Consider the following 14,327-nt stretch of genomic DNA (forward strand, 5'->3'; position numbering starts at 1 on the left):
GAATCGTTACATCCGTTGCGGAGCGGAAACGCCCAGCAACGCCAGTCCGTTGGCCAGCACCTGCCGGGTCGCCGCCAGCAGCGCCAGGCGCGCCACCTTCAGCGCCTCGTCGTCCACCAGCACGCGCTCGGCATTGTAGTAGGCGTGGAAATCGGCGGCGCAGTCCTTGAGCCAGAAAGCGACATGATGCGGCGACAGATCGTTGGCCGCGAGCCCCACCATGGACGGAAACTCGGCCAGCCGCTGCAGCAGCAGGAACTCCCGTTCAGCCGTCAGCAACGACGTGTCGGCGCGCGCCAGATCGGCCTCGTCGCCACCCCATTGCGCCAGCACGGAACAGATGCGCGCGTGGGCGTACTGGATGTAGTAGACGGGATTCTCGTCGGTCTGCTTGAGGGCGAGATCGACGTCGAACACGAACTCGGTATCGGCGCGGCGCTGGATCAGGAAATACCGCACCGCATCGCGGCCCACCCAGTCGATCAGGTCGCGCATGGTCACGTAGCTGCCGGCGCGCTTGGAGATCTTGACCTCTTCGCCGCCGCGCATGACCTTGACCATCTTGTGCAGCACGTAGTCGGGATAGCCCTTGGGGATACCGACGTCCAGCGCCTGCAGGCCCGAGCGCACGCGCGCCACGGTGCCGTGATGGTCCGAGCCCTGGATGTTGATGGCCTTGGTGTAGCCGCGCTCCCACTTGGTGACGTGATAGGCCACGTCCGGCACGAAGTACGTATAGCCGCCCTCGGACTTGCGCATGACGCGGTCCTTGTCGTCGCCTTCGCCCAGTTCGGTCGTGCGCAGCCACAGCGCGCCGTCCTGCTCGTAGGTATGGCCGCTGGCGATCAGGCGCTGCACGGTCTGCTCGACCCGGCCCGACGTGTACAGGGAGCTTTCCAGGTAATAGTTGTCGAACTTCAGGTCGAAGGCCTGCAGGTCCAGGTCCTGCTCGCGGCGCAGGTAGGCCACGGCGAACTTGCGGATATCGTCGAGGTTCTCGGGATCGCCCGAGGCGGTGACCGGCTCGGCATCGGCCGCCTGCACCGTCTTGCGAGCCAGGAAGTCCGTCGCGATTTCCGAGATGTATTCACCGCGATAGCCGTCGGCCGGGAAATCCGGATGCTCGGGGCCGAAGCCGCGCGCGCGCGCCTGGACGCTGATGGCCAGGTTCTGGATCTGGTTGCCGGCGTCGTTGTAATAGAACTCGCGCGTGACGTTCCAGCCGCTGGCGTCGAACAGCCGGCAAATAGCATCGCCCAGCGCGGCCTGGCGGGCATGGCCGACGTGCAGCGGCCCGGTGGGGTTGGCCGACACGAATTCGACCATCACCTTGCGGCCGTTGGCCGGCGCGCGGCCGAACTCGGCGCCACGCACGCGGATGGCGTCGATCACCGCCTGCTTGGCGGCGGGCGCGATGCGCAGGTTGATGAAACCGGGGCCGGCGATCTCGGCACTCTGGACGAGCGCGTCCGCGCCCGGCAGCGCCAGCAGCGCATCGACGATGGCCTGCGCCAGCTCGCGGGGATTGCGCTTGAGGGGCTTGGCGATCTGCATCGCCACGTTGGTGGCGGCGTCGCCGTGAGAGGCCACCTTGGGCCGCTCGAGCAGCAAGGTGGGCGTGGCTTCGGGGGCGACGGCCTTGACGGCGGCGCCCAGGAGGCCCAGAAGTTGTTCCTGTTGCTCGGGGAGCATGGCTGGAATGATCGCGCTGAATGAAAAACCAAGAGCGGAATGTTAACAGCCGCGGGCCGGAGAGGGGAAAAGCCACGGACCCCGGCGTTCTCTACTGATGCCGCTCTGTCATCGGAGGTGACATATGATGCTTATGGATACCGAATGGCTCCGGTCGGATGGAGAGAGGTGGCGGCCATCGGGTTGCCCGCGCGGACTTCCGCCATAATGGATACCGGTCAACGACACGGGAAAAGCAACGCCATGATCGTCACCTTCAGATCCAAGGCCGCCGGCGAAGTCATCATGCTGGGCGAGCACGCCAGACCGCTGCTGGAACTGGCCGGCAAGATGCCCGAGATCGCCGCGGGCACGCGCGGCGTCTTCACGCCCGAACAATTGCCCGAGGCCATCCGCCGCATCGAGGCCGCGATAGGCGTCGAGAAGGAGCCTCGCTACGACGAGGACAACCCCGAGGAAAAAGAAAAGGCCGCCAGCCACGTCGGCCTGAGACAGCGCGCCTTCCCGCTGCTGGACATGCTGCGCAAGGCGCAGGCGCAGGACGTCAACGTGACCTGGGAAAGCTGAGGAGCCGCCGCATGACCCGACCACCCTGGCAGGACGTCCTGGACTTCTGGTTCCTGCCTCCCGACGATCCCGGCTACCTGAAGCCGCGCCACGTCTGGTTCCAGAAAAACCCCGACTTCGATGCCGAGATCGAACGGCGCTTCCTGCCGCGGATCGAGCAGGCGGTGGCCGGAGGTTTGCGCGAGTGGAAGCGCGAACTGGGCGGGGCGCTCGCGCGCATCGTGCTGCTGGACCAGTTTCCCCGCAACGTCTGGCGCGGCACGCCGCGCGCCTTCGCCGGCGACCCGCAGGCGCTGGCCGACGCGCTGGAACTGATCGACTCGGGCCGCTACCTGCAACTGCCGCCGGTGCAACGGGAATTCGTCTACCTGCCGCTGATGCACAGCGAGAACCCCGGCATCCAGGAACGATGCGTGGCCCTGTACACGACGCTGGCACAGGAACATCCCGCCTCCCAGAACTCGCTGGACTTCGCCATCCGCCACCGCGACATCGTGGAGCGCTTCGGCCGCTTTCCCCACCGCAACGCCATCCTGGGGCGGGCCAGCACGGGGCAGGAACTGGAGTTCCTGAAACAGCCCGGGTCGGGGTTTTGACTAGGACCAGACGAGCCTAGGACGACGCTGGATCCGCACGACCCCGGTGCTAAACTGGCCTCGTCGCTCTCCTCCAAAGCTGACCATGTACGCAGGAACCGGTATGTACAGCCTGAGCGAAGCGGCTCGTTTGATTGACGTCCCTTCGCGGCAATTGAATCGGTGGCTTTTCGGGTACCACTACCAGAAAAGCCAGGGCGACACGCGCTCGCGCTCCTGGTCTCCCCCGCTGTGGACACCGGCGCTATCCACGCAAGAATTCGACGAAAAGGTCATCGGCTTTCACGACTTGCTGGAAGTTCGCTTCGTCCACGCATTCGTCCAGTACGGCGTACCGCTGCTCGTCGTTCGCAAATGCCTGGAGTCCGCCCAGCAGATCTGGGGCGTCAAATATCCATTCACCACGCTGAAATTCAAAACGGATGGCCGAACGATATTTGGCGAAGCGATTCGGCAAGCTGGAATGGACGAAGCGTTGGTGGATCTGCGGAACAGACAGCATGTATTCCGGGAAATCATCAGCCCGTCGCTGTACGCTGGTATCGAGTATCACCAGGACCAGGCGTCCAGGTGGTATCCATTGCTTAAGCGGGAAGGCATTGTCCTGGACCCTTCCCGCCAGTTCGGAAGCCCCATCGTGGAAGCGGCAGGTACGCCAACCGACATCCTGCACGCGTCATACATGGCCGAAGGCGGAAACGAAGAAGCGATCAAGGCAACGGCTGCGATCTACGACATTCAACCGCGTCTTGTCAGATCTGCCGTCAGGTTTGAGGAAAGCCTGAGGCAACGAGTCCATTGAACTTCCTCCTGGACAACAATCTCCCGCCACAGTGGGCTCCCGCGCTTGCCGAAGCGAGCCAGGGAGTCCTGGCCGGCCGCATCGGTGAAGTCTGCCACCTGCGCAGCCGCTTTCCCAAGAACACAGACGACATCGTTTGGCTGCGGACTCTCGGTGAGGAGCGGGATTGGGCCATCCTGTCCGTGGATGCCTTCCGGAAAAAGAATGGCGCGGAGCGGCAGGTCATTCGCCAGTACGGCCTCTCGGTCTTCGTACTGCAATCGAGCTGGTCCAGCCGGAAGTACTGGGACAAGCTGTCGCAGCTGGTCCTATGGTGGCCCCGAATCGTCGATCAGGCCAACACGGTAGAACGCGCCGCGGTCGAGGTCCCCTGGCGCGTCTCCACCCGCTTCAAGCAACTGTAGCGGCTTGGGCAAGGGGCACCCGGCCCCGTGCCTGACCTGATCACACGCTCACTTCGGCAAGCTTGGTCCCCGCCGTCGCGGCCGGCTGCCCGCTGTCTCGGATATGCCGGTTGACCGCGCTCAGCACGGCCTTGAACGAAGCGGTGACGATGTCACTGTCCACGCCCACGCCGAAGCCGGTCGGGGCATCGCCCACCCGCACTTCCACATAGCAGGCGGCGGTCGCGTCGGCGCCCACGCCTATCGAGTGCTCGTGGTAGTCCATCATCCGCATCGGCATGTCCAGCGCCTGCACGAAGGCGTCGATCGGGCCGTTGCCGGTGCCCACCAGGGTGCGCGCCTCGCCGGCGACCTGCACGTCCACCTCGACCCGCACGCCGCCGTCGATGCTGGCCATGCGATGGCGGACGAAGCGATAAGGCTCGTGCTGCTCCAGGTATTCACTGCTGAAGATGGAGTAGACATCGGCGGCGACGACCTCCTTGCCGGTTTCGTCGGTCACGCGCTGGATGGCGCGGCTGAACTCGATCTGCAGGCGGCGCGGCAAGTCGAAACCATATTCCTGCTGCAACAGGTAGGACACCCCGCCCTTGCCGGACTGGCTGTTCACGCGAATGACCGCGTCATAGCTGCGGCCCAGGTCGGCCGGGTCGATGGGCAGGTAGGGAACGTCCCAGACGGCATCCGGCTGGCGCTGCGCGAACCCCTTCTTGATCGCATCCTGGTGCGAACCCGAGAACGCGGTGAAGACGAGGTCGCCCACGTAGGGATGGCGCGGGTGCACCGGCAACTGGGTGCAGTATTCGACGCAGCGGCGCACGTCGTCGATGTCGGAGAAGTCGAGCCCGGGCGAGATGCCCTGGCTGTAGCAGTTCAAGGCCAGGGTGACCAGGTCGACGTTGCCGGTGCGTTCGCCGTGGCCGAACAGGCAGCCCTCGATGCGCTCGGCGCCGGCCAGCACGGCCATCTCGGCCGCCGCGACCGCGGTGCCGCGGTCGTTGTGCGGGTGGACGCTGAGGATGATGCTGTCGCGATTGGCCAGGTTGCGGTGCATCCACTCGATCTGGTCGGCGTAGATGTTGGGCATCGCGCACTCGACCGTGGCGGGCAGGTTCAGGATGATCTTGCGGTTGGGCGTCGCGCCCCAGGCCTCGACCACCGCATCGCACACTTCCTTGGCGAAATCGAGCTCGGACGAACTGAACACCTCGGGCGAATACTGGTAGACCCATTCGGTGTCAGGACGCGCGTCGGTCAACTCCTTGATGAGACGGGTGCCTTCCAGCGCGATCTGCTTGACTTCTTCGCGCGACATGCCGAACACGATGCGGCGGAAGGCCGGCGCAATGGCGTTGTACATGTGCACGATCACCCGGCGGCCGCCCTCGACCGACTCGATGGTGCGGCGGATCAGTTCTTCGCGCGATTGCGTCAGCACCTCGATGGTGACGTCCTCGGGCACCCGGTTCTGGTCGATCAGGCCGCGGATGAAGTCGAAATCCGTCTGCGAGGCCGAGGGAAAGCCGACCTCGATTTCCTTGAAACCGATCTCGACCAGCTTCTCGAACATGCGCGTCTTGCGCTCGCCGTTCATGGGCTCGATCAGGGCCTGGTTGCCGTCGCGCAGATCGGTGCTCATCCAGATCGGCGCCTTGGTCATGCGGCGGTTGGGCCAGCTACGCTCGGAAAAGTCGTAGGCGGGAAAGGGGCGGTATTTCGCCTCGGGATTCTTCAACATGATGGACTGCTCCTGCTACTGCGGACTCGGAATGGACGGATGGACCGTGTGAGTGGCCGAGAGGGGGCTGCCGAACTGCCACGGGGACGCTAGGCCCGGCAACCGATCGGTAGTAGTAGCGAGGAGGCGATGAGGGCGACGATCGCGCGCACGTCGGCACCCGGCGCGGCTTGGCGCAGGGAGGCGGCGGAGCGGATGGCGGATGTGGCCATGGTTGCGATCGTGCTTGGGGAAAAATGCGGATAGATGTGATAGTCAACCACAAATTCGGATTGCTGGCAAGCCGCCTGGGCAAAAACTACGACGCCATCAGGCACCGGCGATGTCGGCGAGATGGTCGGCCGTCCATATGGGGAACGGAGCCTGCGCCCGCAAGGCCAGCAGGTCCGCATCGCCAGTCACCAGGGCCTCGGCCCCGGCGATATGGGCGAGCACGACGAAGACCTGGTCCTTCTTATCACGGCATTCGGGCAGGATCGGCCAGACGGCGGGCAACGTGACAACCTCGGCATACGGAAGAAAATCCGCGAGCAGGTCGTTCTGGTCACTCGCTGACAACCGGAACTTGGGATAAGCCAGGACACGCAGCAATTCATTGGCGGTAGCCCGGCAGACCAGAGGCGCAAGCCTGCCATCCTGCCAGGCCCGACGCATCCAAGCCAGCCGGCCTGAGGTGAACATCAGCGCCGACAGCACGATGTTGGTGTCGAGCACGACGCGACGCGTCATCGCCGTGCCCAAGCAAGGGCCTCTTCGATATCCTGCTCGGTGATGCCCAGTTGCTCCAGCTTGTCACGGACGGCTTGAGCCTGATGGACCCTGACCGGGGTCAATACGATGCGTCCGTTCTCGACCGTTACGTCGAAATAGTCCGTCTCGTCCACGCTGGAGACCGCGGCCTTGGGCAAGGTGATCTGGTTTTTCGATGTCAACTTGGCAAGCATAGGAAACTCCACAAACCAATAATTCTTACTTCCTTACTTGATCATATCAAGGAATCACGCTCTATCTAAGTCCGGGGTAAACCCGGGATACCCCCCTGCCCAACGCCGGTTCACCATCATCCGATAACCAGAAGGAGACTGCCGTGGCAAGCTACCAGGCCTTCCATGCCCGCTCGGTGGACCAACCCGGGCCATTCTGGAGCGAGCAGGCCCGGCTCGTCGACTGGCACGCGCCGGCCGCCCAGCCCCTGGACCTGTCGCATCCTCCCTTCTCGCGCTGGTTCGTCGGCGGACTGACCAATCTCTGCCATAACGCGGTCGACCGGCACCTGGCCGAACGCGGCGGCCAGCCCGCGCTGATCCACGTCTCGACCGAAACCGGCACCGAGTCCGCCTACTCCTACGCGCAGTTGCACGACGAAGTGAACCGGATGGCCGCGGTGATGCAGGCCCTGGGCGTGCGGCGCGGCGACCGGGTGCTGATCTACATGCCCATGATCCCCGAGGCCGCGTTCGCGATGCTGGCCTGCGTGCGGATCGGCGCCATCCACTCGGTGGTGTTCGGCGGCTTCGCCTCGGCCAGCCTGGCCACGCGCATCGACGATGCCCGGCCGACGCTGGTGGTGTCGGCCGATGCCGGATCGCGCGCGGGCAAGGTGATCCCCTACAAGCCCCTGCTGGACGAGGCGCTGCGCCTGGCCTCGCATGCGCCGGCCAGCGTGCTGCTGGTGGACCGGGGCCTGGCGCCCATGTCCTTGCAGGAAGGGCGGGACCACGACTACACGGCGCTGCGCGAGCGGCATGCGCATGCCCGCATTCCCTGCGTCTGGCTGGAGTCGAACGAGCCCTCCTACATCCTCTACACCTCCGGCACCACGGGCAAGCCCAAGGGCGTACAGCGCGACACCGGCGGCTACGCCGTGGCGCTGGCCGCGTCGATGCGCCACATCTTCTGCGCGCAAGCGGGCGACGTGATGTTCACCACCTCCGACGTCGGCTGGGTGGTGGGCCACAGCTACATCGTCTACGGGCCGCTGATCGCAGGCATGACGACGCTGATGTACGAAGGCACGCCGGTGCGCCCCGATGGCGCGATCTGGTGGAAGCTGGTGGAGCAGTACCGCGTCACCCACATGTTCAGCGCGCCCACCGCGATACGGGTGCTGAAGAAGCAGGATCCGGAAACCCTGCGCCGCCATGATCTTTCCACGCTGCGCACCTTGTTCCTGGCCGGCGAGCCGCTGGACGAGCCCACCGCGCGCTGGATACACGAGGCCATCGGCAAGCCGGTGGTCGACAACTACTGGCAGACCGAGACCGGCTGGCCCATGCTGGCGCTGCCGCGCGGAGTGGAGGATCTGCCCACCAAGTTCGGCTCGCCCGGCCTGCCGGTGTACGGCTATCGGCTGAAGATCGTGGACGAACAGACGGGCGAGCCGTGCCCGCCCGGGCGCAAGGGCGTGGTGGCGCTGGAGGCGCCGCTGCCGCCGGGCTGCATGACCACGGTCTGGGGCGATGACGAACGCTACGTCTCCACCTACTGGTCGGGCTTTCCCGGCAAGCTGCTGTATTCCAGCTTCGACTGGGGCATCCAGGACGAGGACGGCTACGTCACCATCCTGGGCCGCACCGACGACGTCATCAACGTCGCGGGACATCGGCTGGGCACGCGCGAAATCGAGGAAAGCGTCTCCAGCCATCCGGACATCGCCGAGGTCGCCGTGGTGGGCGTGCAGGACGCGCTGAAGGGCCAGGTGGCGATGGCCTTCGCCATCGCGCGCAGCGTCGAGCGTGCCGCGACACCCGAAGGTCGCATGCGGCTGGAAGGCGAGGTCATGCAGACGGTCGAGCGCCGGCTGGGCGCGGTGGCCCGCCCGGCGCGGGTGTTCTTCGTGAACGCGCTGCCCAAGACACGCTCGGGCAAGCTGCTGCGGCGGGCCATCCAGGCCATTGCCGAAGGGCGCGACCCCGGCGACCTCACCACCATCGAGGACGCCGGCGCGTTGCAGCAGTTGAAAGAGGCGATGTTTCCGCCGGCCTAGCGCTTGGCGGCCGCGGCCAGCGCCTGGCAGAAGGCCCGCGCCGCGGGCCCCGGCGGCGCGTCCACCCGATGCGCCAGATAGGCCTCCGACGCCAGCGAGCTGTCGCGGCCCAGCGCCGACACGGCCAACCGCACCAGCCGGCCCTCGGCCAGGTCCCGCTCCACCTGCCATGCCGGCAGGCGCCCCCAGCCCACGCCCGCAAGGATGAGCTGGTGCTTGGTGTCCTGCGTGTTGACGCGGCAGGTCTGCGGCGAAAGCACGCCGAAGTCCTGTCCCGGCGTCAACGAGGAAGGATCGGCCAGCACGATCTGCAGATGGCCGGCCAGGTCCGCCATCTGCAAGGGCAGGGCCATTGCCGCCAGCGGGTGGGATGCGCCGGCCACCGCCACCACCTCGACCGCCGCCAGGGCTTGCATGGCGATCTTCGGACTGCGAAAGTGCTCGCCCACCGTGATGCCCACGCCATAGCGCCGATCGAGCAGGCCCGACAGCGGCCCGCCCAGCGGCTCGACCGCCAGCCGCACCGCCACGGCCGGGTAGCGGGACCGCATGACGTTCAGGGCCTGCGCGACCCAGGCGATGGGGAACAGCGTATCGACCACCAGCGCAAGCTCGAGTTCGACACCTTCGCCCATGCCTCGGGCCCGCGCACGCATGGCGTCCACGCGCAGCAGAATATCCCGTACGTTGGACAATAGGGCCTGCCCCTCGTGAGTCAGGACAGGGCGATGTCCGCCGCGATCGAACAGCGCGACGCCCAGTTCTCCTTCCATCCTGGCGATGGCATGGCTGACGGCCGACTGCGCGCGCCGCAGCCGGCCGGCCCCCGCCCGGAAGCTTCCCGTTTCCGCCACGGCGGCGAACACACGCATCTGGTCCAGGGTCAGGGCGTCGATCATGATCGATTATTTGGATAGAAAACATCTAAATAATGTCACTTTTGTCGATCGACGGCCAACCCTATGCTGGCAGCCTGACGAACAGGAATGCACGATGCGGGCAAGCCATCAAGACATCGCGGTACGGGAAAAGAACAGCTGGGCGAGTGTCGCGGTCATCGTCGGCGGCGGCGTGGTGCTGGCGCTGCAGGTCGGCAAGGCCTCGATCGCCGCGCCGCTGCTGCGCGCCGACATGGGACTGGACCTGGCCGCCATCGGCTGGCTCACGGCCGTCATCGCCGTGCTCGGCATGCTGGGCGGCATGCCCGCCGGATCGCTGGTGGCGGCCCGTGGCGACCGCCACGTCTTTCTTGCCGGCCTGGGCACCAGCGCGCTGGGCGCGGCACTGGGCGCGGGCGCGCCCGGCTATGCCTGGCTGCTGGCTTCCCGTCTGCTCGAAGGCCTGGGGTTCCTGCTGGTGGTCGTCGCCGGGCCGGCGCTGCTGCAACGCGTGGTCGCCGCCGCACAGCGCGATCTGGCCTTCGCGCTGTGGAGCTGCTTCATGCCCACCGGCATCGCGCTGGCGATGTTGCTCGGTCCCCTGTTCTCGTCCTGGCGGATCTTGTGGTGGAGCAGCGCGGCGCTATCGTTGGCCGCTGCGGCCTCCGTCCTGCTGCTTCCTCCTTCGGCGCGCGGCGCTTGGCGGGGATGGCGCGACACGGGCCGCGACGCGCTGGCGACGCTGCGTGGCCGGGACCCCTTGCTGCTGGCCGCGGGATTCGGACTGTACAGCCTGCAGTTCTTCGCGCTGTTCAATTTCCTGCCCATCCTGCTGACCGAACGGATGAGGATGCCGCTACAGACCGCCGGGCTCCTGGCCGCCGCGGCCACGGCGGCCAACATCGCCGGCAATCTCTGCGCCGGCATCCTGATGGAGCGCGGGGTGGCCAGATGGGCGCTGGTGGCCTGCGGCAGCGTCGTCATGGGCCTGGCGGGAAGCGGGGTCTTCCTGTCCGTGCTGCCCGACGCCGGCAGCTTCGCGCTGTGCATGCTTTTCTCGGCCGCCGGCGGACTGATCCCCGCCACGCTGCTGGCGACGGCTCCGCGCGCGGCGCCCAGTCCGGCCCGGGTGCCGCTGGTGGTCGGGCTGATGATGCAAGGCAACAACCTGGGCCAGGTCGTGGGTCCGGCCGCGGTCGGCGGCCTGATCCAGTCATACGGCTGGCCCGCCGCGGCGGGCATCGCCGGCGTGGCGGGCGTGCTGGCGCTGGCCGTGGCCCTGGGACTACGACAGTCCGGAAGATGAATGGCAGGGACTTGAAATGCGCGCGATCGTCCAGAGATTGGGTTCAGGGGATGCCGCAATCGGGTCCCCGGTGAAACTTGCTGACTATCAGGAGATTCGAGCCATGAACGCTACTTTTTCGCTGGCGCCCTTGTTCCGCCAATCGGTCGGATTCGACCGCTTCAATGACCTTTTCGAGTCCGTCTTGCGCAACGACACGGGCAGCACCTATCCGCCCTACAACGTCGAGAAGCGCGGCGACGACGACTACCGCATCGTGATCGCGGCGGCCGGGCTACGCAACGAAGACCTGGACCTGCAGGTCGAGAGCGGCGTGCTGACCGTGACCGGCGGCCGCCGTGAAAAAAGCGAAGAGGCCGTCACCTACCTGCACCAGGGCATCGCGCAACGCGCGTTCAAGCTGTCGTTCCGCTTGGCCGACCATATCGAAGTGCGCGGAGCGCATCTCGAGAACGGCCTGTTGAACATCGACCTGGTCCGGGAAGTGCCCGAGGCGGCCAAGCCCCGGCGCATCGAGATCGGCAGCGCCGCCCCCACGCCGCGCGAGCAACCCGCGCTGGCCAACGCCGCCTGACGGCACGGCGGAGCGGCAACGCTCCGCCCTTCTTCCTTACGCCGCTGCATCCCACACGTCGTGGCTGCGCGGCGTATCGATGCGATAGTCCGTATAGGGCCGCTGCAGCAGCTCGGCTCCCAGCCGCCTGGCCGCGCCGACCGGGTCGCGGGGGTCGCGCGCGACTTCGCCCCGGCGATTGCCCGAACCGTGCACATAGCCGACGAAGGCCGAATGGCTGTACCGGGCGAATTCCTGCACCTGGTGCACGATGCCCAATCCCGCTCCGGGATAGCTTTCTTCCGAGGCCAGCGTCAGCGCCAGCCGCTTGCCCTGCATGCGCGTCATCACCTCGGCATGATGCGGGTAGGCGGCCGAGTAATAGGCGAACGACCGGTCGAAGAAAGCCTTGGTCTGCGCCGACATTCCGTACCAGTAGATGGGCGTGCAGAACACCACGCCGGCGGCGGGCAGGAACTCTTCCAGGAAGAGTTCGCCGTAGCGATCGGCCGGCAGCCCGGACGCAGGCGTACGGTCGCCCAGGAATCCGCTGATGTAGTCGTCCAGGAAACGCAGGCGTGGGGCAAGTCCCGCCTCCTGCGCGCCGGTCTCGACCGCGCGGGCCAGCAGTGCACTGTTGCCGTCCCGGCGGGGGCTGCCGACCAGGATGAGTATCGAAGAAGATGAGTCCATGTCATGCATTCCCGTAGAAAGAAGTTTCCCGGACTCGCCGGGGATGGAAAGAATGTAGGGGCATGCCGCGGTTATTGGCGAATGAGCTTCTTTCCAATAGGATGAATTGAATTCATCTCCAGGCCACTCATCCAGTGTTCGCCCGACTGCCTCTGAACGCCCTGCGCACGTTCGAAGCCGCCGCGCGGCTGCGCAGCTTCAAGCTGGCCGCGCAGGAACTGCACGTCACGCCCACCGCGGTGTCCCACCAGATCCGGACGCTGGAGCACCACCTGGGGGTGGCCCTGTTTCAGCGCGAGGCGCGCGGCGTGACGCTGACCGCGCCGGGGGCACGGCTACTGGAAACCGTGCACGGCGCGCTCCTGGACATCGGCCAGGCCATGGACGCCCTGCGGCCGCGGCCCGGCACGGGCGTGGTCACCGTCACCACCACGCATTCCTTCGCCGCCCTATGGCTCGTGCCCCGGCTGGGCCGCTTCTACCAGGAACATCCCGGTTGCGAAGTGCGGCTGGACGCCACCGAGCGCGTGGTCGACCTGTTGCAGGACGCCAGCGTGGACGTGGCCATCCGCTACGGCGGGAACGAGCCGCCGGGCCTGCTGGCACCGGCGGCGCTGGCCGAGTCCTTCGGCGTCTATGGCACGCCGGCGGCCGTCCGCGCGGCCGCCAAGGCCAGGCCGACACTGATCTCGGTGCAATGGCGCGACTCCACCCTGTACGAGCAGGGCTGGCGGCAGTGGTGCGCGGCGGCGGGCCTGCGCTGGCTGGGCGGACGGCCGTCCATGCGGCATTACGAGGAAGAGCACTACGCCTTGCAGGCCGCGATCGCGGGCCAGGGGCTGGTGCTGGCGAGCTCGGTCATGGTCTCGGATGCCGTCGGCGCCGGGCTGCTGCGGCCGTTCAAGCCCGGGGTGCGCGTACCGGGCGACCGCTACATCGTGCTGTGCGCTCCCGGCCGCGAACGCCACCCGCCGGCCCGCGCCTTCCTGGCCTGGATCGAACGGGAGTTCGCCGGCGCGCGGGACGACGAGCCGGTCAGCCGGCCGGCTCGGTGAAGCGCAGGCCGGCGATGCCTGCCACCGCAAGCGCCAGGAAGAACAGGCGGCCGGGCGGCGCGCCTTCGCCGAACACACCATGCCCAACACCGTCAGCCCGACGGTACCCAGGCCGGTCCAGACCGCGTAGGCGATGCCCAGGGGCAGCGCGCGCAAGGCGTGCTCCAACAGGAAGATGCTGCCCAGCGCCGCCACGATCGCCACCGCGCTGGGCACGGGCCGGCTCCAGCCGGCGTTGAGCTTGAGCGCCACCCCCATCACCACCTCCAGGCAGGCCGCCGCCAACAGATAGGTCCAGGCCATGGCGCTACGCCCGCGCGACCGTCGCCGCGGCATCGTGGCGCGAGGCACCCGGCAGGCGATTGGCCGCAATGGCCCGCTGTACCGCCGGCCGCGCCGCGATGTCCGCCAGCCAGCGGCGAACCGCCGGATAGTCCGCGATGTCGAGGTCCAGTTCCTCGTGCGTGCGCAACCATGGAAAGGCCGCCATGTCGGCGATCGTGTAGTCGTCCATCGCCAGGAAGCGGGATGCCCGCAGCCGGCGTTCGACCACGCCGAACAAACGATGGGATTCTTTCCGGTAGCGAGCGATGGCCTCGGCATTGGTGCCGCCGGCGCCGTGCAGGAACCACCACAACTGCCCCAGCATGGGACCGATGCCGCCCACCTGGAAGTACAGCCATTGGCGCACCTGCGTGCGGCCCGCCAGGGTCGAAGCCGAGAAGCGCCCGTACTTGTCCGCCAGATAGTCCAGGATGGCGCCCGATTCGAATATCGCCAGCCCGGCATCTTCATCCACGATGGCGGGAATCTTGCCGTTGGGATTGATGGCCAGGTAATCCGGCTGATGCTGGTCGCCCCGCCCCAGATCCAGTGCGACCTGCGCGTACGGGATGCCCGTTTCCTGAAGAAAAATGCCGATCTTCAGCCCGTTGGGCGTATCGGCGGTATAGAGCGTGATGGCGTCTTTCCGGGTCATGGCCAGGCTCCTTGGCGTCGGTTATGGATTGCAATTACAATTACTGCATTGGCAACTATGACGCACCACGAACCGTTG

The 14,327-nt window shown here is 66.7% G+C and carries 16 protein-coding genes and 1 pseudogene; 8 read left to right on the forward strand and 9 right to left on the reverse strand.

The annotated features are described in order from the left end of the window. Positions 1 to 6: 6 nt before the first annotated feature. Entirely contained in the window at positions 7 to 1,692 is a 1,686-nt protein-coding gene (argS, locus tag ABD104_RS17765) for an arginine--tRNA ligase (protein ID WP_087838848.1), read from the reverse strand. A 243-nt stretch (positions 1,693 to 1,935) separates the two neighbouring features. Between argS and ABD104_RS17770 the strand changes: the two genes are divergently transcribed. From ABD104_RS17770 to ABD104_RS17785, 4 genes are all read left to right on the forward strand, one after another. Next, positions 1,936 to 2,259, forward strand: coding sequence for a DUF1840 domain-containing protein (locus tag ABD104_RS17770; RefSeq protein ID WP_087838849.1), 324 nt, complete (start codon positions 1,936 to 1,938; stop codon positions 2,257 to 2,259). Between the two features lie 11 nt (positions 2,260 to 2,270). Next, entirely contained in the window at positions 2,271 to 2,855 is a 585-nt protein-coding gene (locus ABD104_RS17775) for a DUF924 family protein (RefSeq protein ID WP_087838850.1), read from the forward strand. Positions 2,856 to 2,958: 103 nt separating this feature from the next. Further along, positions 2,959 to 3,657, forward strand: coding sequence for a DUF433 domain-containing protein (locus tag ABD104_RS17780; RefSeq protein ID WP_243724505.1), 699 nt, complete (start codon positions 2,959 to 2,961; stop codon positions 3,655 to 3,657). Beyond that, positions 3,654 to 4,061: a PIN-like domain-containing protein gene (locus tag ABD104_RS17785; protein ID WP_087838852.1), complete on the forward strand. Its 408-nt coding sequence runs from the start codon at positions 3,654 to 3,656 to the stop codon at positions 4,059 to 4,061. Before ABD104_RS17780 ends, ABD104_RS17785 begins: the two co-directional genes overlap by 4 nt. Positions 4,062 to 4,101: 40 nt before the next feature. Here the strand turns inward: ABD104_RS17785 and leuA are convergent, their stop codons facing one another. The 4 genes from leuA to ABD104_RS17805 all read right to left on the reverse strand — a co-directional run bounded on the left by leuA (position 4,102) and on the right by ABD104_RS17805 (position 6,743). Continuing rightward, on the reverse strand, positions 4,102 to 5,802 hold the full coding sequence (leuA, locus tag ABD104_RS17790) for a 2-isopropylmalate synthase (RefSeq protein ID WP_087838853.1): 1,701 nt from the start codon (positions 5,800 to 5,802) through the stop codon (positions 4,102 to 4,104). 86 nt (positions 5,803 to 5,888) lie between these two features. After that, positions 5,889 to 6,116, reverse strand: a complete 228-nt coding sequence (locus ABD104_RS17795; RefSeq protein ID WP_132979709.1) for a hypothetical protein — start codon at positions 6,114 to 6,116, stop codon at positions 5,889 to 5,891. Beyond that, entirely contained in the window at positions 6,109 to 6,528 is a 420-nt protein-coding gene (locus tag ABD104_RS17800) for a putative toxin-antitoxin system toxin component, PIN family (RefSeq protein WP_087838854.1), read from the reverse strand. The genes ABD104_RS17795 and ABD104_RS17800 overlap by 8 nt, the downstream gene beginning before the upstream one ends. Further along, entirely contained in the window at positions 6,525 to 6,743 is a 219-nt protein-coding gene (locus ABD104_RS17805) for an AbrB/MazE/SpoVT family DNA-binding domain-containing protein (protein WP_087838855.1), read from the reverse strand. The genes ABD104_RS17800 and ABD104_RS17805 overlap by 4 nt, the downstream gene beginning before the upstream one ends. 95 nt (positions 6,744 to 6,838) lie before the next feature. On the opposite strand from ABD104_RS17805, the gene prpE reads away from it, so the two are divergent. Beyond that, entirely contained in the window at positions 6,839 to 8,785 is a 1,947-nt protein-coding gene (gene prpE, locus ABD104_RS17810; protein ID WP_343927988.1) for a propionate--CoA ligase, read from the forward strand. Here prpE and ABD104_RS17815 read toward each other — a convergent pair. Then, the gene (locus ABD104_RS17815; protein WP_087838857.1) at positions 8,782 to 9,684 is read right to left on the reverse strand and encodes a LysR family transcriptional regulator; all 903 of its coding nucleotides are present in this window, start codon (positions 9,682 to 9,684) and stop codon (positions 8,782 to 8,784) included. The genes prpE and ABD104_RS17815 overlap by 4 nt on opposite strands. A gap of 94 nt (positions 9,685 to 9,778) precedes the next feature. Here ABD104_RS17815 and ABD104_RS17820 point away from each other — a divergent pair, with 94 nt between their 5' ends. Together ABD104_RS17820 and ABD104_RS17825 are read left to right on the forward strand one after the other, a co-directional pair. Further along, on the forward strand, positions 9,779 to 10,969 hold the full coding sequence (locus tag ABD104_RS17820; RefSeq protein ID WP_338617076.1) for an MFS transporter: 1,191 nt from the start codon (positions 9,779 to 9,781) through the stop codon (positions 10,967 to 10,969). 103 nt (positions 10,970 to 11,072) lie between these two features. Continuing rightward, entirely contained in the window at positions 11,073 to 11,543 is a 471-nt protein-coding gene (locus ABD104_RS17825) for an Hsp20 family protein (protein WP_343927973.1), read from the forward strand. Positions 11,544 to 11,579: 36 nt separating this feature from the next. On the opposite strand, the gene ABD104_RS17830 is transcribed toward ABD104_RS17825, so the two are convergent. Further along, the gene (locus tag ABD104_RS17830; RefSeq protein WP_343927974.1) at positions 11,580 to 12,215 is read right to left on the reverse strand and encodes a flavodoxin family protein; all 636 of its coding nucleotides are present in this window, start codon (positions 12,213 to 12,215) and stop codon (positions 11,580 to 11,582) included. Between the two features lie 134 nt (positions 12,216 to 12,349). Between ABD104_RS17830 and ABD104_RS17835 the strand changes: the two genes are divergently transcribed. Beyond that, positions 12,350 to 13,270, forward strand: a complete 921-nt coding sequence (locus ABD104_RS17835) for a LysR substrate-binding domain-containing protein (RefSeq protein WP_343927975.1) — start codon at positions 12,350 to 12,352, stop codon at positions 13,268 to 13,270. Positions 13,271 to 13,405: 135 nt separating this feature from the next. Here the strand turns inward: ABD104_RS17835 and ABD104_RS17840 are convergent. Both ABD104_RS17840 and ABD104_RS17845 read right to left on the reverse strand, forming a co-directional pair. Continuing rightward, positions 13,406 to 13,606, reverse strand: a pseudogene (locus tag ABD104_RS17840) (DMT family transporter); the annotation flags it as partial. Continuing rightward, positions 13,578 to 14,249 (reverse strand): glutathione S-transferase family protein, encoded by a 672-nt coding sequence (locus ABD104_RS17845; protein WP_343927976.1) that lies wholly within the window; start codon positions 14,247 to 14,249, stop codon positions 13,578 to 13,580. The gene ABD104_RS17845 and the pseudogene ABD104_RS17840, both read right to left, overlap by 29 nt. Positions 14,250 to 14,327 lie beyond the last annotated feature (78 nt).

The sequence above is a fragment of the Pigmentiphaga daeguensis genome (genome assembly GCF_039523035.1).
GTDB lineage: Bacteria > Pseudomonadota > Gammaproteobacteria > Burkholderiales > Burkholderiaceae_B > Pigmentiphaga > Pigmentiphaga daeguensis.